The 20667-nt window shown below is 61.8% G+C and carries 18 protein-coding genes; 9 read left to right on the top strand and 9 right to left on the bottom strand.

What is annotated here, in order from left to right:
* Positions 1 to 42: 42 nt before the first annotated feature.
* The 5 genes from epd to fba all read left to right on the top strand — a co-directional run bounded on the left by epd (position 43) and on the right by fba (position 4313).
* Complete coding sequence (gene epd, locus ACS5Q8_RS27185) at positions 43 to 1098, top strand: erythrose-4-phosphate dehydrogenase (protein WP_276195249.1); 1056 nt, start codon at positions 43 to 45, stop codon at positions 1096 to 1098.
* A 27-nt stretch (positions 1099 to 1125) separates the two neighbouring features.
* On the top strand, positions 1126 to 2289 hold the full coding sequence (locus ACS5Q8_RS27180) for a phosphoglycerate kinase (protein ID WP_276195248.1): 1164 nt from the start codon (positions 1126 to 1128) through the stop codon (positions 2287 to 2289).
* A gap of 26 nt (positions 2290 to 2315) precedes the next feature.
* Positions 2316 to 2543, top strand: coding sequence for a hypothetical protein (locus ACS5Q8_RS27175; RefSeq protein WP_465159642.1), 228 nt, complete (start codon positions 2316 to 2318; stop codon positions 2541 to 2543).
* A 60-nt stretch (positions 2544 to 2603) separates the two neighbouring features.
* Positions 2604 to 2936: an MliC family protein gene (locus tag ACS5Q8_RS27170; protein ID WP_247404051.1), complete on the top strand. Its 333-nt coding sequence runs from the start codon at positions 2604 to 2606 to the stop codon at positions 2934 to 2936.
* A 312-nt stretch (positions 2937 to 3248) separates the two neighbouring features.
* Positions 3249 to 4313, top strand: a complete 1065-nt coding sequence (gene fba / locus ACS5Q8_RS27165) for a class II fructose-bisphosphate aldolase (protein WP_003177554.1) — start codon at positions 3249 to 3251, stop codon at positions 4311 to 4313.
* Between the two features lie 237 nt (positions 4314 to 4550).
* Here fba and ACS5Q8_RS27160 read toward each other — a convergent pair whose 3' ends face one another.
* A complete protein-coding gene (locus ACS5Q8_RS27160) occupies positions 4551 to 5216 on the bottom strand; it encodes a polysaccharide lyase family 7 protein (protein ID WP_276195245.1) in 666 nt (221 codons plus the stop codon).
* A gap of 312 nt (positions 5217 to 5528) precedes the next feature.
* On the opposite strand from ACS5Q8_RS27160, the gene ACS5Q8_RS27155 reads away from it, so the two are divergent.
* Genes ACS5Q8_RS27155 through ACS5Q8_RS27145 form a run of 3 tightly spaced genes read left to right on the top strand, consistent with a single transcriptional unit; the run spans position 5529 to position 8494 of the window.
* Positions 5529 to 7634 (top strand): putative bifunctional diguanylate cyclase/phosphodiesterase, encoded by a 2106-nt coding sequence (locus ACS5Q8_RS27155; RefSeq protein WP_276195244.1) that lies wholly within the window; start codon positions 5529 to 5531, stop codon positions 7632 to 7634.
* Positions 7635 to 7677: 43 nt separating this feature from the next.
* On the top strand, positions 7678 to 8178 hold the full coding sequence (locus tag ACS5Q8_RS27150; RefSeq protein WP_010207148.1) for a M48 metallopeptidase family protein: 501 nt from the start codon (positions 7678 to 7680) through the stop codon (positions 8176 to 8178).
* 19 nt (positions 8179 to 8197) lie between these two features.
* Entirely contained in the window at positions 8198 to 8494 is a 297-nt protein-coding gene (locus tag ACS5Q8_RS27145; RefSeq protein ID WP_247404038.1) for a winged helix-turn-helix domain-containing protein, read from the top strand.
* A 115-nt stretch (positions 8495 to 8609) separates the two neighbouring features.
* Here ACS5Q8_RS27145 and ACS5Q8_RS27140 read toward each other — a convergent pair whose 3' ends face one another.
* Positions 8610 to 9062: a GNAT family N-acetyltransferase gene (locus tag ACS5Q8_RS27140; RefSeq protein ID WP_276195243.1), complete on the bottom strand. Its 453-nt coding sequence runs from the start codon at positions 9060 to 9062 to the stop codon at positions 8610 to 8612.
* A 202-nt stretch (positions 9063 to 9264) separates the two neighbouring features.
* Here ACS5Q8_RS27140 and ACS5Q8_RS27135 point away from each other — a divergent pair, with 202 nt between their 5' ends.
* Positions 9265 to 10002 (top strand): substrate-binding periplasmic protein, encoded by a 738-nt coding sequence (locus tag ACS5Q8_RS27135; protein ID WP_276195242.1) that lies wholly within the window; start codon positions 9265 to 9267, stop codon positions 10000 to 10002.
* A 4-nt stretch (positions 10003 to 10006) separates the two neighbouring features.
* Here the strand turns inward: ACS5Q8_RS27135 and yccS are convergent, their stop codons facing one another.
* The 7 genes from yccS to ACS5Q8_RS27100 form a co-directional block, all read right to left on the bottom strand.
* Positions 10007 to 12190, bottom strand: a complete 2184-nt coding sequence (gene yccS / locus ACS5Q8_RS27130; protein ID WP_276195241.1) for a YccS family putative transporter — start codon at positions 12188 to 12190, stop codon at positions 10007 to 10009.
* A 234-nt stretch (positions 12191 to 12424) separates the two neighbouring features.
* Complete coding sequence (locus ACS5Q8_RS27125) at positions 12425 to 13603, bottom strand: BaiN/RdsA family NAD(P)/FAD-dependent oxidoreductase (protein WP_276195240.1); 1179 nt, start codon at positions 13601 to 13603, stop codon at positions 12425 to 12427.
* 160 nt (positions 13604 to 13763) lie between these two features.
* Positions 13764 to 15101, bottom strand: coding sequence for an ATP-dependent RNA helicase DbpA (dbpA, locus tag ACS5Q8_RS27120; RefSeq protein WP_247397788.1), 1338 nt, complete (start codon positions 15099 to 15101; stop codon positions 13764 to 13766).
* Between the two features lie 130 nt (positions 15102 to 15231).
* Positions 15232 to 16659: a multidrug transporter subunit MdtD gene (gene mdtD, locus ACS5Q8_RS27115; protein ID WP_465159641.1), complete on the bottom strand. Its 1428-nt coding sequence runs from the start codon at positions 16657 to 16659 to the stop codon at positions 15232 to 15234.
* 36 nt (positions 16660 to 16695) lie between these two features.
* The gene (locus ACS5Q8_RS27110; RefSeq protein WP_276195238.1) at positions 16696 to 17598 is read right to left on the bottom strand and encodes an alpha/beta fold hydrolase; all 903 of its coding nucleotides are present in this window, start codon (positions 17596 to 17598) and stop codon (positions 16696 to 16698) included.
* Between the two features lie 300 nt (positions 17599 to 17898).
* Positions 17899 to 19215, bottom strand: coding sequence for a TldD/PmbA family protein (locus ACS5Q8_RS27105; RefSeq protein WP_465159640.1), 1317 nt, complete (start codon positions 19213 to 19215; stop codon positions 17899 to 17901).
* Positions 19215 to 20657, bottom strand: a complete 1443-nt coding sequence (locus ACS5Q8_RS27100) for a TldD/PmbA family protein (RefSeq protein WP_276195235.1) — start codon at positions 20655 to 20657, stop codon at positions 19215 to 19217. Before ACS5Q8_RS27100 ends, ACS5Q8_RS27105 begins: the two co-directional genes overlap by 1 nt.
* Between the last annotated feature and the right edge of the window lie 10 nt (positions 20658 to 20667).

The raw sequence follows: 20667 nt of genomic DNA, 5'->3' as shown, positions 1-20667 counted from the left end.
GGTGGCACATTCACCCTGTTACCCAAGGTAATCGAGAACCCCATGCCCCAACCGCGTCCCTACAAAGTTGCACTCAACGGCTACGGCCGCATTGGTCGTTGCGTCTTGCGTGCTCTGTTCGAGCGAGGGCCGGCGGCCGGGTTTGAGATTGTTGCGATCAACGATTTGGCCGACATGGCCAGCATCGAATACCTGACACGCTTTGACTCCACCCACGGCCGGTTCCCCGGCGAAGTACGGGTCGACGGCGATTGTCTGCATATCAAGGGCGACTGCGTGAAAGTGTTGCGCAGTGCCACCCCCGAGGGCATCGACTGGGCGGCGCTGGGCGTCGACCTGGTATTGGAATGCTCCGGTGCCTATAACACCCGTGCCGACGGCCAGCGTTTTCTCGACGCCGGCGCACCCCGCGTGCTGTTTTCCCAGCCGATGGCCAGCGAGGCGGATGTCGACGCCACCATCGTCTACGGCATCAATCAGGATTGCCTGACCGGCGATGAGCGGCTGGTGTCCAACGCCTCCTGCACCACCAACTGCAGCGTGCCGCTGTTGCGCCTGCTGGATCAGGCGATCGGCGTGGACTACGTGTCGATTACCACTATCCACTCGGCCATGAACGACCAGCCGGTGATCGACGCTTATCACCACGAAGACCTGCGTCGCACGCGTTCGGCGTTTCAGTCGGTGATTCCGGTGTCCACTGGCCTTGCGCGTGGCATCGAACGACTGTTGCCGGAACTTGCCGGGAGAATTCAGGCCAAAGCCGTGCGGGTGCCGACGGTGAACGTGTCCTGTCTGGACATCACCATGCAAACCGTCAGCGACACCGATGCCGTGGAGGTCAACCGGATTCTGCGCGACGCCGCCGCCAGCGGCCCGCTCAAAGGCTTGTTGGCCTACACTGAATTGCCTCACGCCAGTTGTGATTTCAACCATGACCCGCATTCGGCGATTGTCGATGCCAGCCAGACCCGCGTTTCCGGCCCGAGGCTGGTGAACATCCTGGCCTGGTTCGACAACGAATGGGGGTTTGCCAACCGAATGCTGGACGTTGCAGAGCACTATCTGCAAATAGCCGCCCCAAAATCCGTTCTCTAATTCAAAGACTCTCAGGAATTGCCACCCATGACCGTGTTGAAGATGACCGACCTCGATCTGCAAGGTAAACGCGTACTGATTCGCGAAGACCTCAACGTCCCAATCAAGGACGGTGTTGTCACCAGCGATGCGCGAATCCTGGCCTCGCTGCCGACCATCAAGCTGGCCCTGGAAAAAGGCGCAGCCGTGATGGTTTGCTCCCACCTGGGTCGTCCGACCGAAGGTGAGTTCTCGGCTGAAAACAGCCTCAAGCCTGTGGCCGATTACCTGAGCAAGGCCCTGGGCCGCGACGTGCCGCTGGTAGCTGACTACCTGGGCGGCGTCGACGTGAAGGCCGGCGACATCGTGCTGTTCGAAAACGTGCGCTTCAACAAGGGCGAGAAAAAGAACAGTGACGAACTGGCCCAGCAATACGCCGCCCTGTGCGACGTGTTCGTGATGGACGCATTCGGCACCGCTCACCGTGCCGAAGGCTCGACCCACGGCGTGGCCAAGTTCGCCAAGGTCGCGGCTGCTGGCCCGTTGCTGGCTGCCGAGCTGGACGCACTGGGCAAGGCCCTGGGTGCGCCGGCCCAGCCAATGGCGGCCATCGTGGCCGGCTCCAAAGTCTCCACCAAGCTGGACGTGCTCAACAGCCTGAGCCAGATCTGCAACCAACTGATCGTCGGCGGCGGCATTGCCAACACGTTCCTGGCGGCAGCCGGCCACCCGGTGGGCAAGTCGCTGTACGAGCCGGACCTGCTGGACACCGCGCGGGCCATCGCCGCCAAGGTCAGCGTGCCGCTGCCGGTGGACGTGGTCGTGGCCAAGGAATTCGCCGAAAGCGCCGAAGCCACGGTCAAACTCATCGATGACGTAGAGGCCGATGACATGATCCTGGACATCGGCCCGCAAACTGCGGCCAACTTCGCAGAGCTGCTGAAAGCCTCCCGGACCATCCTGTGGAACGGCCCGGTCGGCGTGTTCGAGTTCGACCAGTTCGGCAACGGCACCAAAGTGCTGGCCAAAGCCATCGCCGAAAGCTCGGCATTCTCCATCGCCGGCGGCGGCGACACCCTGGCGGCCATCGATAAATATGGCGTTGCCGACCAGATCTCCTACATTTCCACCGGTGGCGGCGCGTTCCTTGAATTTGTCGAAGGCAAAGTCCTGCCTGCCGTTGAAGTCCTGGAAAGCCGAGCCAAAGGCTGAGGCAGATCAGGAAAAGGAGCATTCCCATGATCAAGTCGTTGGCACTGGTGATTGCAGCGGGCCTGTTGGCCGGCTGCGGCAGCACGCCGAGCGCGGCGCCGGCGCCTGGAAAAGTGCTGCCTGTGCAGAAAAAAAACTGCAACCAGGCCGATTGGCAAGCCGAGACCATGCCGGTGATCAACAAGCGCCTGGGCAACGAACGGCTGGAGAAATACGACTCTGCGCCCAACGGTCAGGAACAGGGTTGCCCTTGACGGGTCTGATCAACTAACCGACTGCAACGCAGCCCTTGGGCCTGCGTGCGAGGATTGGCAATGAAAGGCGTTTTCGCCCTGGCAGCACTGGCCCTACTGGCCGGTTGCAGCAGTATGAACATGTTCAACAAGGCAGAGCCTGCCGACAAATGGACGACCTGGACCTGCGACAGCAAGGCCGAGGTCAACTGGCGCTTTGCCAACCCGGCCCGCACCGAAGTGGACGTCCGTCTCGGCGGCTCGCCCCAGGTTTACCGCCTCAAGCAGGACGTGGCGGCGTCGGGCGTGTTGTACAGCAACGACCAGTTGGCGTTTCACACAAAAGGTGAGGAAGGCCTGGTTTACTGGGTTGCCACCGACGATTTGATCGGGCGCGGCTGCAAGGCCCAGTAAACAGAACACGGTCTCAACATTAATGAGACCAAAATGTGGGAGGGGCGGTGCGACGATTCGACTTGCCCCCGATAGCGTTGGGTCAGCCACCCGCGATGTCGACAGGTAAATCGCCGTCGCGGGCAAGTCGAATCGTCGCACTGCCCCTCCCACATTGATACGGTTTCAAAGTGATGTCGGCGTTGAGTCCGGCTCACAAAAAACGATTCAGCCAGCCAGGCATGCAAAGCCTGACCGGCAATAACTTGAATAGCAGCCGCCGCTACGGCAGGCTTGCACGATTAACGACCCTCGACCGGGAGAGACAACACAATGGCACTTATCAGCATGCGTCAAATGCTGGACCACGCAGCCGAGTTCGGCTATGGCGTCCCAGCTTTTAACGTCAACAACCTTGAGCAGATGCGCGCCATCATGGAAGCCGCTGACAAGACCGACTCTCCAGTGATCGTCCAGGCCTCGGCCGGTGCGCGCAAATATGCCGGCGCCCCGTTCCTGCGTCACCTGATCCTCGCTGCGATCGAAGAGTTCCCGCACATCCCGGTGTGCATGCACCAGGACCACGGCACCAGCCCAGACGTGTGCCAGCGTTCCATCCAACTGGGCTTCAGCTCGGTGATGATGGATGGCTCCCTCGGCGAAGACGGCAAGACCCCGACCGACTACGAGTACAACGTGCGCGTCACCCAACAAACCGTGGCCATGGCTCACGCCTGCGGCGTATCGGTTGAAGGCGAGCTGGGCTGCCTGGGTTCCCTGGAAACCGGCATGGCCGGCGAAGAAGACGGCATCGGCGCCGAAGGCGTGCTGGATCACAGCCAGATGCTGACCGACCCGGAAGAAGCTGCCGACTTCGTCAAGAAGACTCAGGTCGACGCCCTGGCCATCGCCATCGGCACCAGCCACGGCGCCTACAAGTTCACCAAGCCGCCTACCGGCGACGTGCTGGCCATCGACCGCATCAAGGAAATCCACAAGCGCATCCCCAACACCCACCTGGTGATGCACGGTTCCTCCTCGGTGCCGCAAGAGTGGCTGGCGATCATCAACCAGTACGGCGGCGACATCAAAGAAACCTACGGCGTACCGGTTGAAGAAATCGTCGAAGGCATCAAGTACGGCGTGCGCAAGGTCAACATCGACACCGACCTGCGCCTGGCGTCCACCGGCGCGATGCGTCGCCTGATGGCCACCAACCCGAGCGAATTCGACCCACGTAAATTCTTCGGCGCCACCGTGACGGCGATGCGCGATGTGTGTATCGCACGTTATGAAGCGTTTGGTACTGCGGGCAATGCTTCGAAGATCAAGCCGATCTCGTTGGAAGCGATGTACCAGCGTTACCTGAAAGGTGAGTTGAACGCCAAGGTGAACTGAGCCTCAGGCGTTTAAAAAGAAGCCCGCAGCGATGCGGGCTTTTTTTTGGCCGGGATTTGATCCGCTTGCAGGTCGCGCTCGGCGAATCGTGTAGGACAGACCCTTAACCCTCAATCGACGTAGGGCACATGTGGGAGCCGGGCTTGCCCGCGATGGCGGACGGTCAAACAGCTTATCCGGTCACTGACCCACCGCCATCGCGGACAGCGCCGACTTAAAGATCAAACAAGCCATCGTTCACTCATGATCAATATCCAGCTTGGCAAACGTCACCCGTGCACCTTCCTTGCTGTCGCCACTGTTGTCCTGCACATACGTCCCCGCCTTGAAATACAGCAGCTTGCTGCCCCATGCCGCGCCAATGCGTTCGTTCCACTCATCGTCGGCGGCGTACACGCTGAGCAAGCCGGCTTTATTGAGGTTGATGGTGTACGTAAAGCTCTTCTCCAGCGGCACATTGGAGGCGACGATGATCACCCGGCTTTCGTCCTCGTCCGGGCGCATGCGGACCTTGGCGACGATGTTGCCGGTCTGGGTTTTTTCCTTGAACTGGTATTCCAGCTTGATCAGCGGTTTTTGGCTGTCATAGGCGTGGATCTGGCCGATGACGATTTTCCCGGAGGAGGGCACCTGATTGACGGTCAATGTGGCGTGTAGATAATTGTCGGCTTCGGGGTAGGTCCAGTTGCGCAGGCGACCATCGGCGTAGGTTTCGCGCAGTTCGCTGCGGGGGTAAATGGCGTTTTCGGTGCGGGTGCCGGTGACGGGTGTCCAGAATTGCACGTTGCTGCCTTCGGCCTGGAAATATTGGTCGTTGAAGCCATTCATCAGCTTTGGGGTGTCGATCGTCGTGGGGGGCGAGCCGACCGGAATGCTTAGGTTCCAGGTGGAAAGATCAATCATGGCGTAGGCCTTTTTACAGATAGGTGTAGGCTTTGGCCCTTGGGCCAGACAGCATCTTTATAGGCGGTAGCCCACCGCTTGTTAATCAATGGCTGGCAAGTTATTGGCGCCAAGGGAATGTCAAAAAGCCATGTTCCGCATGAAACGTGGGCTGTAGAGGTTGACCGTTAGTCGGCTTAGCAGTTTTTGGCGCAATGATGGCACCCTCGTCACTTCTGATTTTCGGGAACCAAGGCTAGAGTGAGACCTCAGTGCTTGCCTGGTTTTTCTGTCAGAACTGACCGGTGCGGCACCTTAAGGAAGAGACGTAGCATGGAATGCGCTCCACACCCAGGCGATGGTGGTTCGGTTCTTCTGGTGGTCGATGACTACCCGGAAAACCTGATCAGCATGCGTGCCCTTTTGCAGCGTGATGACTGGCGGGTGGTGACCGCCGGTTCCGGCCTGGAGGCTCTGGAGCTGTTGCTCCAGCACGAAGTCGACTTGGTGCTGCTCGACGTAATGATGCCCGGCATGGACGGTTTTGAAGTCGCCCGCCTGATGCGCGGCAGCCAGCGCACACGCATGACGCCGATCATCTTTCTGAGCGCCAATGCGCAATCGCCGGCCGCTGTGCTGGAGGGCTATGCCAGCGGCGCCATCGACTACATGTTCAAACCCTTCGACCCGCATATTCTCAAGCCCAAGGTTCAGGCGTTGCTGGAGCACCAGCGCAATCGCCGGGCCTTGCAGCGCCTGAGCCATGACCTGGAATCCGCCCGCGCCTTCAACGCCTCGGTGCTGGATAACGCCGCCGAAGGCATCCTGGTGGTCAGCGAGGCGGGCGTGATCGAGTACGCCAACCCGGCGATTTCGCGTCTGCTCAATGCCACGCTCCATGAACTCAACGGCCAGGATTTCCTGGGTTTCCTGCAAAAACCCCATGTGCCAGCCTGGCTTGAGTCGCAGATGTGCGCCAGTTACCGCCGGGGCGAAACCTGGCGCTTGCACGATGCGATCTTGCGCACCGGCCGTGGTCAGCAGGTGCCGGTGGCGCTGTCCTGTGCGCCATTACCTGCCGAGCGAAAGGCGATGGTGGTGACCGTGTTGGACATGTCCGAAGTTCGCCATTTGCATCAACAACTGGAATTCCAGGCGGTGACCGACCCGCTGACCGGCTTGTTGAACCGCCGTGGTTTTTACCAGGCGGTGGAAAACTCCTTGCTGCGCAGTGATCGGACCGAGCAGTCCTTGGTCTTGCTGTACCTGGACCTCGACGGCTTCAAGCGGGTCAACGACTCGCTGGGGCATGACGCCGGTGATCGGGTGCTGCGCTGGGTCTCGGAACAGTTGCAGAGTTGCCTGCGTTCCTACGACATTCTCGGACGCATGGGCGGGGATGAGTTCACGGCGTTGCTGGAGCTGGAGTTCCCCGAGCAGGCAGCGAAGATTGCCGAGAAACTGATCGAGCGCGTGTCTGTTGGCCAGCAGGTTGACGGTTTGGAGGTGATGCTCGGGGTCAGCATCGGCATCGCCACGTTCCCGGATTGCGGGTCGGACTTGAGTGGCCTGTTGCGTGCGGCTGACATCGCGATGTATGAAGCCAAGCGTGCGGGGCGTCAGCAATATCGCTATTACGATCAGGAAATGAACGGCCGTGCGCGCTCGCGGCTGATGCTCGAAGACAGCGTGCGCAGCGCCATCCAGAACAAGGATTTCACCCTGGTGTACCAGCCCCAGGTGTCCCTGGAGGATGGCCATCTGCGCGGCGTCGAGGCATTGTTGCGCTGGCAGCACCCGAGTGTCGGCGATGTACCGCCGGGGCTGTTTTTGCCGCTGCTGGAAGAGGCCCGGCTGATCAGTCAGTTGAGCGCCTGGATCTACCACCAGGTCGCGTCCCAGCGCCAAGCGTGGCAAGCCACGTTCGAGGATGCGCTGGTGTTGAGCGTGAGCTTGAGCGGCAGCCAGTTCAACATGCCCAACTTGGCGAGCCAACTGCAGCAGGTGCTCGACCGACACGGGCTGCAGGGGCGCCAGTTGGAAGTGGAGATCGGTGAGGACAGCCTGATGCATAACCTCGAAGAGTCCGCCAAGCAGCTCAAGTTGCTGCGCGCGGTCGGGGTGCGCATCGCCCTGGATGACTTCGGTTCCGGCCACTGTTCCCTGGCCCACCTGCGCGACCTGGAATTCGACACGCTCAAGCTCGACCGCCAATTGATCGCGTGCCTGCCGGGCTCGGCGCGGGATGCGGCGATGGCCCGCAGCATTATCGAGTTGTGCGGGCATTTCGGCGTGCTGGTGGTCGCCGAGGGTGTAGAGACGCAGGAGCAAGCTCATTGGCTCAAGGCCAATGGTTGCGCGTTTGTCCAGGGACCGTGGGCGGCGCAGCCGTTGATGGCCGAGGCGGTGGTCGACTGGTCGCGCGCCCGTTCCGGTTGAATTCGCTACACTGGCGCCCATTCGAACCCTGTTGCAGACCTCAATGACCGCACTGAAATACCTCCAGGCCTACCCCGCAGCCCTCCAGGAGCAAGTGCGCCAACTGATCGCCAAGGACCAGTTGGGCGCCTACCTGGAACAGCGTTACCCCGAACGTCACGCCGTGCAGAGCGACAAAGCCCTGTACGCCTACGCGCTGGCCTTGAAGCAGGAGCACCTGCGCAACGCGCCGGCCATCGACAAAGTGCTGTTCGATAACCGTCTTGATCTGACGCACCGCGCCCTCGGCCTGCACACCACGATCTCGCGGGTTCAGGGCGGCAATCTGAAGTCCAAGAAAGAAATCCGCATCGCCGCGCTGTTCAAGGAGGCTGCCCCGGAGTTTCTGCGCATGATCGTGGTACACGAGCTGGCGCACTTCAAGGAATCGGACCACAACAAAGCGTTCTACAAACTCTGTGAGTACATGATGCCGGGCTACCATCAGGTGGAATTCGACCTGCGTGTGTACCTCACGTATCGCGATCTGCAGGGCAAACCCTGACTTTCCAAGGCGGTTGACCATGGATGTGAGCAAGACCAAAAGCAGCTTCTACCGCCGCCTGTACGTGGCGTATTTGATCGACAGCCAGCAGGCCAGCAGCGTGCCGGCGCTGACCGAGGTGACGGGCATGCCCCGGCGCACCGCGCAGGACACGATTGCGGCGTTGGCGGATCTGGATATCGTCTGCGAGTTCGAGCAGGAAGACGGCGCGCGCAATCATGCGGGGCATTATCGGATTCGCGATTGGGGCGCGATTGATCGGGGGTGGATCGAGGCGAATCTTGCGTCGATCAAACAGGTATTGGGTTATCCCTGAGCCTTGGCGGTCGCTGGGCTGACGCTTTCGTGAGCAAGCCCGCTCCCACATTTAACCGCGTACACCGTTTGGAATGCGCGCGAATGTGGGAGCGGGCTTGCTCACGATGGGGCCATCAGGCGCGCCGCATGCCGATGTGGGGAATATCGTCTTCAAGGTATTGCTCGCCCGCCACCAAAAAACCATACCGCGCGTAATAACCCTGCAAATGTGCCTGGGCTGACAGAAAGATCGGCGTCTCTGGCCAGATATCGTCAATCTGCTTGAGCGCTTCTTCCATCATCAGATGACCCAGCCCGGTGCCGCGTGTCATCGGTGCCACGATCACCCGGCCGATCACCACATCCCCGGCCTGGGTCTCCGGGTCCAGCAGGCGCAGGTAGGCCACCAGTTCATCGTCTTTCCAGGCCATCAGGTGGTGGGTATCGCCTTGCAGGTCCTGCCCGTCGATGTCCTGATAGAGGCACTTTTGCTCGACGACGAAGACCTCGCTGCGCAGGCGCAGAATGGCGTACAGCTGTTCCTTGCCCAACTCGGTGTGATGTTTACAGACCCATTCGACTGTCATAGTGCGGTTCTCTTGGAAGTGACTGTCCCGGATAGTAAGCGCGGTAGGCACTTCTGTCTAAATCAGCTATTTTTTTCAGTGCCGTCAATCTGCCATCATTGTGTGCATTCAGCGTCGGGTTCTTTGTGTAATCTGAGCTACTGTTAGATCCTCAGGCACTGCCTGAGCCAAGGCCACCACCTGCCCGCCAAGGACTTTAAGCATGCCGCGATTCTCTCGTGCCCTTGCTTTGATTGGAATGTTGTTGATGGCCCCGCCGGCGTTCGCGCAGCGTCTGCGCTTGGTGGCGGATGCCTGGCCACCCTTTACCGATGCCAACTTGGTCAATGGCGGGCTGGCTACCGATATTGTCAGCACGGCCTTGGCCCGCGCCGGTTATGCCAGTGATTTCGAGCAGGTGCCCTGGGCCCGCGCGTTGATGGGCGTCGGCGATGGGCGCTACGACGTGTTGGTCAACGCCTGGTACGACGACGCTCGCACGCATCTGGGGCAGTTTTCCGCTGGATACCTGATCAACCGCTTGGTGTTTATCAAGCGCCGCGACGATCCCATCGAGTTTCAGAACCTTGAGCAATTGCACGACTACCCCATCGCCGTGGTGCGTGGGTATGCGTATTCAGCGGCGTTTGACCAAGACCCCCAGTTACAGAAAATCCCGGTGCATAACTTCGCCATGGCGGTGCGCATGCTCGTCGCGCGTCGGGTACGCCTGACGGTGGAGGACGAATACGTCGCCCGCTATTACCTGGCACAGGAGTCGGCGCGGGTGCGTAGCTCGGTGGAGTTTTTGCCGCAGCCGTTGAGTGAAAACAGCCTGCATATTCTGGTCAGCCTGAAGAACCCCGAGCATGAGCAGATCGTTGCCAGCTTTGACCGCGAGATTGCCAAGATGAAGACTGATGGCAGCTATGCGCGGTTGATGAAGCAGCACGGGATGTAGGGGCCTACGCCGCGCTGGTGTCTTTGATCAGGTGCGCGGCCAGGGTGCGCAATGGCCCCAACTGCCGGCAAATCAACGCAAGTTGCGTCTGCACCAAGCGCTGCCCCTCATCGATCTCATCCGGCATCTGTTCCAGCTCGGCGGCCAACGCTTCCTCGGCATCGCTCTGAATCGCGATCGGCTGTTTATTGGCCAGCCCCGTGGCGATTTCGTCGATGCTCGCCGCCAGGGTTTTCCCCGCGCCGTCGATCAAGTGCTCGCGCACGTCGGCCGGCAGTTGGGTTTCGCGGTGCGCGCCGAGCCCCGACAGGTAGCTGAGCAAGGTGTGGGACAGCACCAGGAAGCGGAAGCCCACATCGGCTTCCTTTCGGAAGTGCCCCGGCTCCATCAGCATATTCGCCAGGGTGGTGGACAGCGCCGCATCGGCGTTGTGAGCGTTGCGTCTGGCCAGGCGATAGGCGAGGTCGTCGCGTTTGCCGGCGGCGTATTGCTGCATGATCTGGCGCAGGTAGATGCTGTTGCAGGTCAGGGTGTTCGCCAGCACTTTGTTCAGGCGCCGGCCTTGCCAGTCCGGCAGGAACAGGAACACGGTCAGGCCGGCAATCACGCTGCCGATCAAGGTGTCGAACAGCCGTGGCAGGAACAGCCCGTAGCCATCGCCCACCTGGTTGAAGCAGAACAGCACCATCAAGGTGATCGCCGCCGTGGCCAGGGTGTAGCGGGTGGTGCGGTTGATAAAGAACACCAGGCCTGCAGCGATGGCGAACATCGATTGCACCAGGGCGCTGGGGAACAGGTCGAACAACGCCCAGGCCACGGTGAGGCCGATGGCCGTGCCGATGATCCGCTGGCCGAGCTTGCGCCGGGTGGCGCCGTAGTTGGGCTGGCAGACGAATAGGGTGGTGAGGATGATCCAGTAGCCCTGGGAGGCGTGGATCGCATGCAGGGTGCCATAGCCGATGGTCAACGCCAGCGCCAGACGCAAGGCGTGGCGGAACAGCAGCGAGGTCGGCGTGAGTTGGGTGCGCAGGCGCGTCCACATTTCTTTGAGGTTGCGCGGGGCGCGATCGAGCAGGTTGCTATCAGTAGCGTCGGCCAGCGCGTCAGGGTTGCTGGCGTCACCCAGCAGGCGGTCGAGGGTCGACAGGTTGGCCGCCAGCGCACGCAAGGAGCGCAGCAGGCCGCGCCAGGCCGGGTTGCTCTGGATGCGCAGGTGTTCCATGGACGCGTTCAGGTCGCCCAGGGCTTCGGCGAAGCTGGCGTCATAGATGAACGGCTGGCGCAGTTGGATCGATTCGGCCAGGGCCTGGCAGGCCTTGCCTTGCTGGCGCAGCAGGCGCTGGCAGCGGAATAGCACGTCGCTATGGAAGAAGGCCTCGGCCAGGGCGTTGTAGGGGTAGTGGGACGAACTGGCGCGTTCGTGGATGTCCTGGGCCAGGAAGTACAGCTTGAGGTAACGACTGACCTTCGAGCCCGGCCGCCCATTGCCGACGCGGTGCAGGATAATTTCCTTCGCCGCATTCAGCGCGGCCACCACGCGGCCGTTTTGCTGGGCCAGCTCCAGGCGTCGCGCCTCCACATCCAACTGGCGGATCGGTTCGAACAGCGACGATTTGAGCTTGAGGTAATGCCCCAATTCGCGAAACAACCGCGCCAGGCTCTGCTGCACCGGCTGGTTGGAAAACAGCACCTGCCACAGCACTGACAGCGCCCCGTACCAGGCGGCCCCGGCCACCAGCAGCAGCGGTTCATGCCAGAAGTCCGTGACGGCGCCGCCGCGTTGGTCCACGCCGATCATGGTGTAGACCGACAGGATCAAGGTGGCCGAAGCAATCGCGCCATACCGTTCGCCAAGGGCGCCGAGCATGGTCAGGCCAAAACTCGCCAGGGCCAGGGCGACGGCAAAGGCCCAGGGATAGGGGAACAGCAACTCCACCGACAGCGCGGCAATGCTGAAACACACCAGCGTCACCGCCAGGGCATTGAGGCGGCCTTGCCAACTGTCGTCGGTCTCGGCCAGGGCGCTGGCGATAATTCCCAGGAACAGCGGGATCAGCAGCGTCATTTCATCTTGGTACCAGCACAGCGCCATGCTGCCGGTGAGGGCGATGAAGACCCGAACGCTGTAACTGAATTTATCCAGCGCCCACAGGCGCCGCATGGATTGGTTGAACGAGGTCGATGACATGAAGGCTGGAGTCTTCCGGGACGATGCCGCTAAATTGGGCCAGTAATGACGCCACGGCAAGCGTGGCGATCACATCTGACAGCAAAATTTATTCCGGCCACAGCATTCTCAATGTGCAATGCAGTCAATGTGGGAGGGGGCTTGCCCCCGATGGCGGCGTGTCAGTCACCTGATGAGTTGACTGGTCCACTGCCATCGGGGGCAAGCCCCCTCCCACATTTGTACTGCGTTGTGTCAGGCGTACTGCGCGGCGGCGTAGCCGGAAGCCCAGGCCCACTGGAAGTTGAAACCACCGAGGTGGCCGGTCACATCCAGTACTTCACCGATAAAGTACAAGCCTGGGCTTTTCAGCGATTCCATGGTCTTGGACGACACTTCTCGCGTATCCACGCCGCCCAGCGTCACTTCGGCGGTGCGGTAGCCCTCGGTGCCTGCCGGCACGAGTTGCCAGCTCGCCAGTTTTTGCGCGATGTCGGCCAGTTCGGCGTGGGTGTACTGCTTCATCGGCTTGGACACGAACCAGGTTTCCGCCAGTAGGTTGGCCATCTTTTTGGTGAAGATCTCACCCAGCAGGGTTTTCAGCTCGCTGTTGGGGCGCTCGGCCTGTTGCTGTTGCAGCCAGGCGTGGGCGTCGTGGTCGGGTAGCAGGTTGATCTCGACCGTGTCACCGGATTCCCAGTAGGAGGAAATCTGCAAAATCGCCGGCCCGCTCAGGCCGCGATGGGTAAACAGGAGGTTCTCGCGAAAGCTCTGGCCGTTGCAGTTGACCAGGCAGTCCACCGAGGTGCCGGACAACTCGCCGCACAAATCCTTGAGCTGGTCGGTGATGGTGAACGGCACCAGCCCGGCGCGGGTCGGCAGCAGTTCGTGGCCGAACTGCTTGGCCACCTGATAACCAAACCCGGTTGCGCCCAGCGTCGGAATCGACAAACCGCCGGTGGCGATCACCAGGGACTCGCAGTGCAGCTCGCCCAACGTGGTCTGCAACTGGTAGCCACTGTCGAGTTTGGCAATCTCTTGAATCGAAGTGTCCAGGTGCAGGCTCACGCCGGTCTGGATGCACTCGTCGAGCAGCATGCCGAGGATGTCGCTGGATTTGTTATCGCAGAACAACTGGCCGAGTTTCTTCTCGTGGTACGGCACGCCGTGCTTGGCCACCAGCCCGATGAAATCCCATTGGGTGTAGCGGGCCAGGGCGGATTTGCAGAAGTGTGCGTTGTGCGAGAGGAAATTGGCCGGCTCGGTGTACATATTGGTGAAATTGCAGCGGCCACCGCCGGACATCAGGATCTTCTTGCCGGCCTTGTTCGCGTGGTCGATCAGCATCACCTTGCGCCCACGCCCGGCGGCGGTCAGTGCGCACATCAAGCCTGCGGCGCCGGCGCCAATGATCACAACTTCGGTCGAGCGCACAGCAATGTCCTCACAAAATATTGATCTGAAATGCAATCAAAACTGTGGGAGGGGGCTTGCCCCCGATGGCGGTGGTCCAGTCAATTAATCAGGTGACTGATACACCGCCATCGGGGGCAAGCCCCCTCCCACATTAGATCTCCATGGGGTGGGAGATCGTTTACAAGATCCGCACGCGCAACGAACGGCCCTTGATCTTGCCGTCATTCAAACGCTGCAACGCCTGCTTGGCGACGCCGCGTTCCACGGCGACGAAGGCCTGGAAATCAAAGATCGCGATCTTGCCGACCTGGGCGCCGGGGATGCCGGCGTCACCGGTCAGTGCGCCGAGGATGTCGCCCGGGCGTACCTTGTCTTTACGGCCGGCGGCGATGCACAGGGTGCTCATCTGCGGCAGCAGCGGGCCACCGCTCTGCGGCTTGAGGTTGTCCAACTGGTCCCAGTTCAGCGGCGATTTCTGCAACTGCTCGATGGCTTGGGCACGGTGCGCTTCGGACGGCGCCACCAGGCTGATGGCGATCCCGGTCTCACCGGCACGGCCGGTGCGGCCGACGCGGTGGATGTGGATTTCCGAGTCGCGGGCCAGTTCGACGTTGATCACCATGTCCAGCGAGTCGATGTCCAGGCCTCGGGCGGCAACGTCGGTGGCGACGAGTACCGAGGTGCTGCGGTTGGCGAACATCGCCAGCACCTGGTCACGGTCACGCTGTTCCAGGTCGCCATGCAGGCCGACGGCTGAGATGCCCTTGGAGGTCAGGTGATCGACGGTTTCCTGCACTTGCTGCTTGGTGAAGCAGAACGCCACGCACGAGGCCGGGCGGAAGTGCGCGAGCACCTTGGTCACCGCGTCCATGCGTTCTTCCGGCGAGATCTCGTAGAAGCGCTGCTCGATCTGGTCATCGGAGTGGAAGGCTTCGGCCTTCACTTGCTGCGGCGCGCGCATGAATTTGGAGGCCAACTGCTTGATGCTCACCGGGTAGGTGGCCGAAAACAGCAGGGTCTGGCGGCGGGCCGGGGTCTTGCTGATGATGTCTTCGATGGCGTCGTAGAAGCCCATGTCGAGCATGCGGTCGGCTTCGTCGAGGATCAGCGTGTTCAAGCCGTCCAGCACCAGCGAACCCTTGCGCAGGTGTTGCTGGATGCGGCCCGGGGTGCCGACGATGACGTGGGCGCCATGCTCCAGCGAGGCGATCTGCGGGCCGAGGGACACGCCGCCACACAGGGTCAGCACCTTGATGTTGTCTTCGGCGCGGGCCAGGCGGCGGATTTCCTTAGCCACTTGGTCGGCCAGCTCGCGGGTCGGGCACATCACCAGGGCCTGGCAGCCGAAGTAGCGCGGGTTGATCGGGTTCAGCAGGCCGATGCCGAACGCAGCCGTCTTGCCGCTGCCGGTCTTGGCCTGGGCAATCAGGTCCAGCCCCTTGAGGATCACCGGCAAGCTCTGCGCCTGGATCTGCGTCATCTCGGCATAACCCAGCGAGTCGAGGTTAGCCAGCATGGCGGCGGAGAGCGGCAACGTATTAAAAGCGGTGGCGATGGTGGTCACGGGACTGGCTCTGCAAAACAAAATGTCGCGCAGTGTACCAGCCCCGTGGGATTTTCCCTGCAAGTTCTCGACGAGACGCCTGCTAGTGTTCGATGTCGTGCTCGCGGCTGACCCTACGTTTGCCGTCTTTTGGCGACAGTTGCAGGAAAATCGCCGCCGCCAGCATCGCCATGATGCCCACGGTGAGGAAGGTCAGCTGGAAGGCACCGAGTACGGTGCTCACGCCGTCGTTGCCCGATTCGGCGGTAAACCCGCCGAGCAACGCACCGGCGCAGGCCACGCCGAGGCTCAGGGACAGTTGCGCTACCACCGACAGCAAGCTGTTGCCGCTGCTGGCCTGGGCGTCGTCGAGGTCGATCAGGGTGACGGTGTTCATCGCGGTGAACTGCAAGGAGTTGATGGCCCCCAGTACCGCCAGCATGCCCAGCAGCAGCGGGTAGGGTGTCTGCTCGCTGACCAGGCCCATGCTCGCCAGCATCAGGCCCAAGGCCAGGGTGTTGCCGGTCAACACCACGCGATAGCCCAGGCGTTCGATCAACGGCCGTGCGACAGACTTGGCCAACATCGCCGCCGCCGCCAGCGGCAGCATGCTCATCCCGGCCTGGGACGGTGAATAGCCCAAAGCCACCTGCAGCAGCAACGGCACCAGAAACGGCAAGGCGCCGCTGCCCAGGCGCGCGAACAGGTTGCCCAGGATGCCCACCGCAAAGGTGCGGGTCTTGAACAGCCCCGGCGAAAACAGCGGGTTATCGATATGCCCGGCGCGCAGCCAGTAGGCCGCCAGGCACGCCAGCCCGCCAAACAGCAGCAACATCACCCGCAGGTGCGGCAGGTGCAATTCGCCCAGACCTTCCATGGCGATGGTGATCAGCACCATCGCCGCGCCGAACAGCAGGAAGCCGCTCCCATCGAAACGCGTGCGTTCGCTGCCGCGCAGGTCGGGGATGAACTTCCACACGGCGTAGCAGCCGATCATGCCCACCGGCAGGTTGATCAGGAAAATCCAGTGCCACGTCAGGTATTGCACCATCCAGCCGCCGAGGGTCGGGCCGAGCAGCGGGCCGAGTAGGCCGGGGATGGTGATGAACCCCATGATCCGCACCAGCTCGGAGCGCGGATAAGCGCGCAGCACCACGAGCCGGCCGACCGGCAGCATCAGCGCACCGCCCAGGCCCTGGACCACCCGCGCGCCGACCAGCATGGTCAAGCTGCTGGACAGCGCGCACAGCAGTGAGCCAATGCTGAACAGCATGATCGCGCCAAAGAAGATTTTCTTGGTGCCGAAGCGGTCGGCGATCCAGCCCGACGCCGGGATCAGCAAGGCGACGGTGAGCATGTAGGCGATCACCACCCCTTGCATGCGCAGCGGGTTCTCTGCGAGGTCCCGGGCCATGGCCGGCAGTGCCGTGTTGAGAATCGTCCCATCCAGCGATTGCATGAAGAAGGCAATCGCGACCACCCAGGGTAGCCAGCGGGCGGTCTTGGCATCGAGAGGGGCACGATTCGGCATGGGATCCCTTTTTGTTAGGAGGCTATGTGTCGGCGATTATGCGCCATCCGTCGCTCCTTTTCCCACTGGTGGTTCGTCTAAATCCGACAGCGGCGCGTGCTCGCCCACCAGGAAATCCAGCAGCGCCCGGTGGACCGCCAGCGCCGCTTCGCGGGACTCCAGATCGAGCAAATGCCCGGTATGTTCGGCGACGGCAAAGCTGCTGCGGCCCACGTATTGCTTGAACAGTCGGGCCTCGGTGGCCGGGGTGTATTCGTCCAGCGTGCCGTTGAGGAAGTGCACCGGTGTTTCGATCCGGGTGAGCTGCGGCAGGTAGTTGCCATCGCCCATCGCCAGCACCTGGTGGATATGAAAGCGCGCCTGGCGGTATTCGGTGGTGGCCATGTTCGACAGGTGCCGATGGTTGTTGCGCTTGAGCCGCGGCGACAAGTATTTGCCCACCGTTTCGTTGAGCAAATGGCCGACGGCGGACTTGTCATCGGCCTCGATCAGCACGCGCACCCGCTCGACATAGTCGAGCATCGCCGGGTTGAGGTTGGGTGCCAGCGCCATCACTACTGAGCTTTCGATGGAGGGCGGGTTGTGCGCCAGGGTCAGCAGCGTGGAGATGCCGCCCCACGAGGCCGACACCAAGTGGTTGACCTGGAAGCGCTCCACCAGCGCGCGCAGGATTTGTACCTCGTCGTCCTTGGTCACCAGGTCCAGGTCAGTATTGTGTTCGCGCGAATAGCCGGAGAACGGCAGGTCGAACAGCAGCACATTGAAATGTTCGGCGAGGCACTTGCTGGTGCGCGCAAACGAGCGGGTGGTGGACAGCGCTCCATTGACCAACAGCACGGTTTTCCTTTGCGGATGTTTCTGTGGATCGAAACCCAACTGTTCTACGTGGACGTTGTAGTGCTTGAACAGCTTTTCTATGACAAAACTTCCATGGTTCATGTCAACGCTCCAGCTTGCCCTATCCCGGGCAAGGTCATACATCACGTGCGGGCACGTGGGTGGATGGCAGGGTGCCACCAACCGTTATAACGAGGTTTTTTGCAGGCGACAACCGGCCTTGGGCGGGCGGTGAGAGGGGTCTGATTTAGCTGTAGGACATGTCGAAACAAGACGTCTGAAATCAACACAAAACAATGTGGGAGGGGGCTTGCTCCCGATAGCGGTGTGTCAGTCAGTCCATCGAATACTGACACACCGCTATCGGGAGCAAGCCCCCTCCCACAAGGAGATTGCTGTTGGTTAGAGGGTCAGGGTCAGGCGCTTGACCAACGCCCCCGGCAACAGATTGGACGCGGTATTGCGCTGGCTGTAGGTGCTGGCTGACAGCAGCAATTCGCGCTCCGCGGTCAGCGCTTCGAGCTGTGAGCCGAGCAGGCTGTAGACGCTGTCATCGAAGCGCATGGTACTGACCGGCGCCTTGATCTCGCCGTCTTCCACCCAGAACGTGGCGAACCGGGTCATGCCGGTCAGGCGCGCCGCCGGCAGGTCGGAGTAGTTCAGGTACCACAGGTTGCTGATGTACAGCCCGGTGCCCAATTGCTTGAGGATATCGGCCTGGGCCAGGCTGCCCGCCGCCATCTGCAAGGCGCTGGGGGATTCGTCGCTGCTGGCGCCGTTGGCGCCGAGGCCGTATTCGGCGGCGCTGCGCGAATTGACCAGTTGGCCGTCGGCCTGGCCGGCGTTGATCAGCGTGACGTCACTGCGCGGGCAGCCTTCGCTGGAGAACGCCTCGCTCAGGGAGCCGCTGATGTGCTCATCCACCGTCACCAACGGGCTTAACGCCTGCTCTCCGGCATACAGGCGTTGCAGCGAGCTGCCTTTGCTGGCGATGGCCTGCGCGGAAAAACCGCCCCACGTGATGATGCTGATGATTTCTTCCAGCGCCGCCGGGGCCAGGTAGGCGCGGTATTGTCCTGGCGCCAGTGTGTGCAACGGGCGGCCGAGAAATTCCAGCTGATCGCGGGCTTGCTGGAAGCGCGCGGCGAACTCGGCGCTGTTCCAGGTGTGCCCGGCGTAACTGGCTTTCACCGCTTCGCCGTTGGCGTGGAACAGGCTGAAGTCGAAGTTGAAGCTATTGGCCTGGTGCCAGCCGAACGCCCCGTCGGAACTGGCGAAGCCACGGCTGATCGGGCCGGCGGCGTAGAAGCCGACCAGGTCGACCCCGTGTGCCGCCTGGCTGATGTCTTCGAGCACCTGGCCCAGCTCGGGCAGCGGCCGGGCCTGTTCGTTGTGGCTTTGCCAGGCGTTGTGGTTCAGCAACAGGTAAGGGTCATGCGGCAGCAACGGCAAGGTTTCGCGCAGTTGTTGCAGGCCATCGGCGAGGCGTTGGCGATCCAGCGCCGGTTCGCCGCCGAGGGTGATGCCGAGGTCGGCATGGCGACCGTCGTTGATCAGTTTGAGGTTGAGGCTGGCCTGTTGCACCTGGCCGGCCTGACGCACCTTGGCGTGGTTGAAACGCACGAATTCGGACGACTCTGCGGCATAGCCCAGGTGAAATTGTTCTTTGTCGGTGAGGGCTTGCTTGAGCCACTCCACCAATGCCTTGAAGTGGTTCATCAGGCATCTCCCCCGAATACATCAACGTTGCTGAACACACAGGCCGGCGACGCATGGCCGACGCGGATGACTTGGTTGGGTTCACCCTTGCCGCAGTTCGGCGTGCCCAGGACCTTGAAGGTGCTGGCGTCGCCCACGGCGCTGAGGTTGCGCCAGAACTGCGCGGAAATGGCGCGGTAGTTGGGGTTTTTTACCACGCCCTTGAGTTCACCGTTTTCGATCAACTGGCCCCACTCGCAGCCGAACTGGAATTTGTTGCGTGCATCGTCGATGGACCACGAACGGTTGGTCGACATCAGGATGCCGTGTTCGATGCCGCCAATCAGTTGCGCCAGGCTCTGGTCGCCGGCTTCGATATTCAGGTTGGCCATGCGGTCGATCGGCGGGCGGTTCCAACTGCTGGCACGGCTGTTGGCCACGCCGCCCATGCCGGAACGGAACTGCGACAGCGCGCCGCCCAGTGGCTTGAGCAGCAACCCTTCACGGATCAGGAATTGCTTGCTGGCGGCGGTGCCGTCGTCGTCATGGCTGTAGCTGGCCAGTTGCTCGGGAATGTCCGGGTCGAAGGTCACGTTGAGCAAGGGCGAGCCGTATTGCAGGCGGCCGAAGTCCTCGGCCTTGACGAAGCTGGTGCCGGCGTAATTGCGCTCGTCGCCCAGGATGCGGTCGAGCTCCAGCGGGTGGCCGATCGATTCGTGGATCTGCAGGATCATCTGGTCGGGCATCAGCAACAGGTCGCGCGGGCCCTGGGGCGTGTTCGGTGCCAGCAGCAACTGCAGGGCTTCGTCGGCAATGCGCGGCGCGGCGCCGACCAGGCCGAAGCGGTCGATCACATCGAAGCCACCCTGCTGGCCGAAGTTGCTGCCACCGAAGGTGCGCGACTGGCTGTCGTTGCCGTCGTAGGCGGTGACGTTCACGCCGGGGAATACAAAACGCTGGGCCTGGCGCAGCTCGGCACCGGCACTGTTGAGGTAGATCTGCTCGACGTGGGTCAAGCCGAGGCTGACTTCCCAGTTCACCAGGCGCTCGTCCTGGGGCACGGCAGCGGATTCATCGCCGAGCAACTGGTAGCAGTCGCTCAGGGACGGAAAGGCCTGGGCAAGGTTGGGTGACAGGTAGTCGGCGACGTCGCTGGACACGTGTTGATCGCGCAGGTCGAGCAGGGCATGGGGCTTGATCAGGCGTGCTTGCTGTTCGGCACGCTCAAGCGCGGCTTGCAGGCCGGGCAGGGAAATATCGTGGGTCGCGGCGTAGGCTTCGACCCCGTTGACGCGCACGGTGAGCATGGCGCCTTCGTCGTGGTTCAGGTGCGGCGGTGCGGCGACGTTCTTGCGCACCGACAGGTAGTGGCCGGATTCGCGCACGTAACGCAGGGAGAAGAAGTCGGCGGTGGTGCGCAGGGCACTGAAATGCTTTTTGAGTGTGGCGTGGTGGTCGAACATGGGGCCTTCC

The organism is Pseudomonas sp. PAMC25584 (genome assembly GCF_058135675.1).
The sequence above is the reverse complement of the archived record's forward strand: the minus strand, read 5'-3'. Positions and strand labels throughout refer to the sequence as shown.

Bases quoted from the DNA above. Each gene is read 5' to 3' on its own strand.
- dbpA (WP_247397788.1), bottom strand. From the start codon at position 15,101: ATGCTGGCTAACCTCGACTCGCTGGGTTATGCCGAGATGACGCAGATC.
- ACS5Q8_RS27105 (WP_465159640.1), bottom strand. From the start codon at position 19,215: ATGAACCACTTCAAGGCATTGGTGGAGTGGCTCAAGCAAGCCCTCACC.
- mdtD (WP_465159641.1), bottom strand. From the start codon at position 16,659: ATGCCGAATCGTGCCCCTCTCGATGCCAAGACCGCCCGCTGGCTACCC.
- fba (WP_003177554.1), top strand. From the start codon at position 3,249: ATGGCACTTATCAGCATGCGTCAAATGCTGGACCACGCAGCCGAGTTC.
- ACS5Q8_RS27160 (WP_276195245.1), bottom strand. From the start codon at position 5,216: ATGATTGATCTTTCCACCTGGAACCTAAGCATTCCGGTCGGCTCGCCC.
- ACS5Q8_RS27140 (WP_276195243.1), bottom strand. From the start codon at position 9,062: ATGACAGTCGAATGGGTCTGTAAACATCACACCGAGTTGGGCAAGGAA.
- ACS5Q8_RS27170 (WP_247404051.1), top strand. From the start codon at position 2,604: ATGAAAGGCGTTTTCGCCCTGGCAGCACTGGCCCTACTGGCCGGTTGC.
- ACS5Q8_RS27155 (WP_276195244.1), top strand. From the start codon at position 5,529: ATGGAATGCGCTCCACACCCAGGCGATGGTGGTTCGGTTCTTCTGGTG.
- ACS5Q8_RS27135 (WP_276195242.1), top strand. From the start codon at position 9,265: ATGCCGCGATTCTCTCGTGCCCTTGCTTTGATTGGAATGTTGTTGATG.
- ACS5Q8_RS27150 (WP_010207148.1), top strand. From the start codon at position 7,678: ATGACCGCACTGAAATACCTCCAGGCCTACCCCGCAGCCCTCCAGGAG.
- ACS5Q8_RS27100 (WP_276195235.1), bottom strand. From the start codon at position 20,657: ATGTTCGACCACCACGCCACACTCAAAAAGCATTTCAGTGCCCTGCGC.
- ACS5Q8_RS27110 (WP_276195238.1), bottom strand. From the start codon at position 17,598: ATGAACCATGGAAGTTTTGTCATAGAAAAGCTGTTCAAGCACTACAAC.
- yccS (WP_276195241.1), bottom strand. From the start codon at position 12,190: ATGTCATCGACCTCGTTCAACCAATCCATGCGGCGCCTGTGGGCGCTG.
- ACS5Q8_RS27145 (WP_247404038.1), top strand. From the start codon at position 8,198: ATGGATGTGAGCAAGACCAAAAGCAGCTTCTACCGCCGCCTGTACGTG.
- ACS5Q8_RS27175 (WP_465159642.1), top strand. From the start codon at position 2,316: ATGATCAAGTCGTTGGCACTGGTGATTGCAGCGGGCCTGTTGGCCGGC.
- ACS5Q8_RS27180 (WP_276195248.1), top strand. From the start codon at position 1,126: ATGACCGTGTTGAAGATGACCGACCTCGATCTGCAAGGTAAACGCGTA.
- epd (WP_276195249.1), top strand. From the start codon at position 43: ATGCCCCAACCGCGTCCCTACAAAGTTGCACTCAACGGCTACGGCCGC.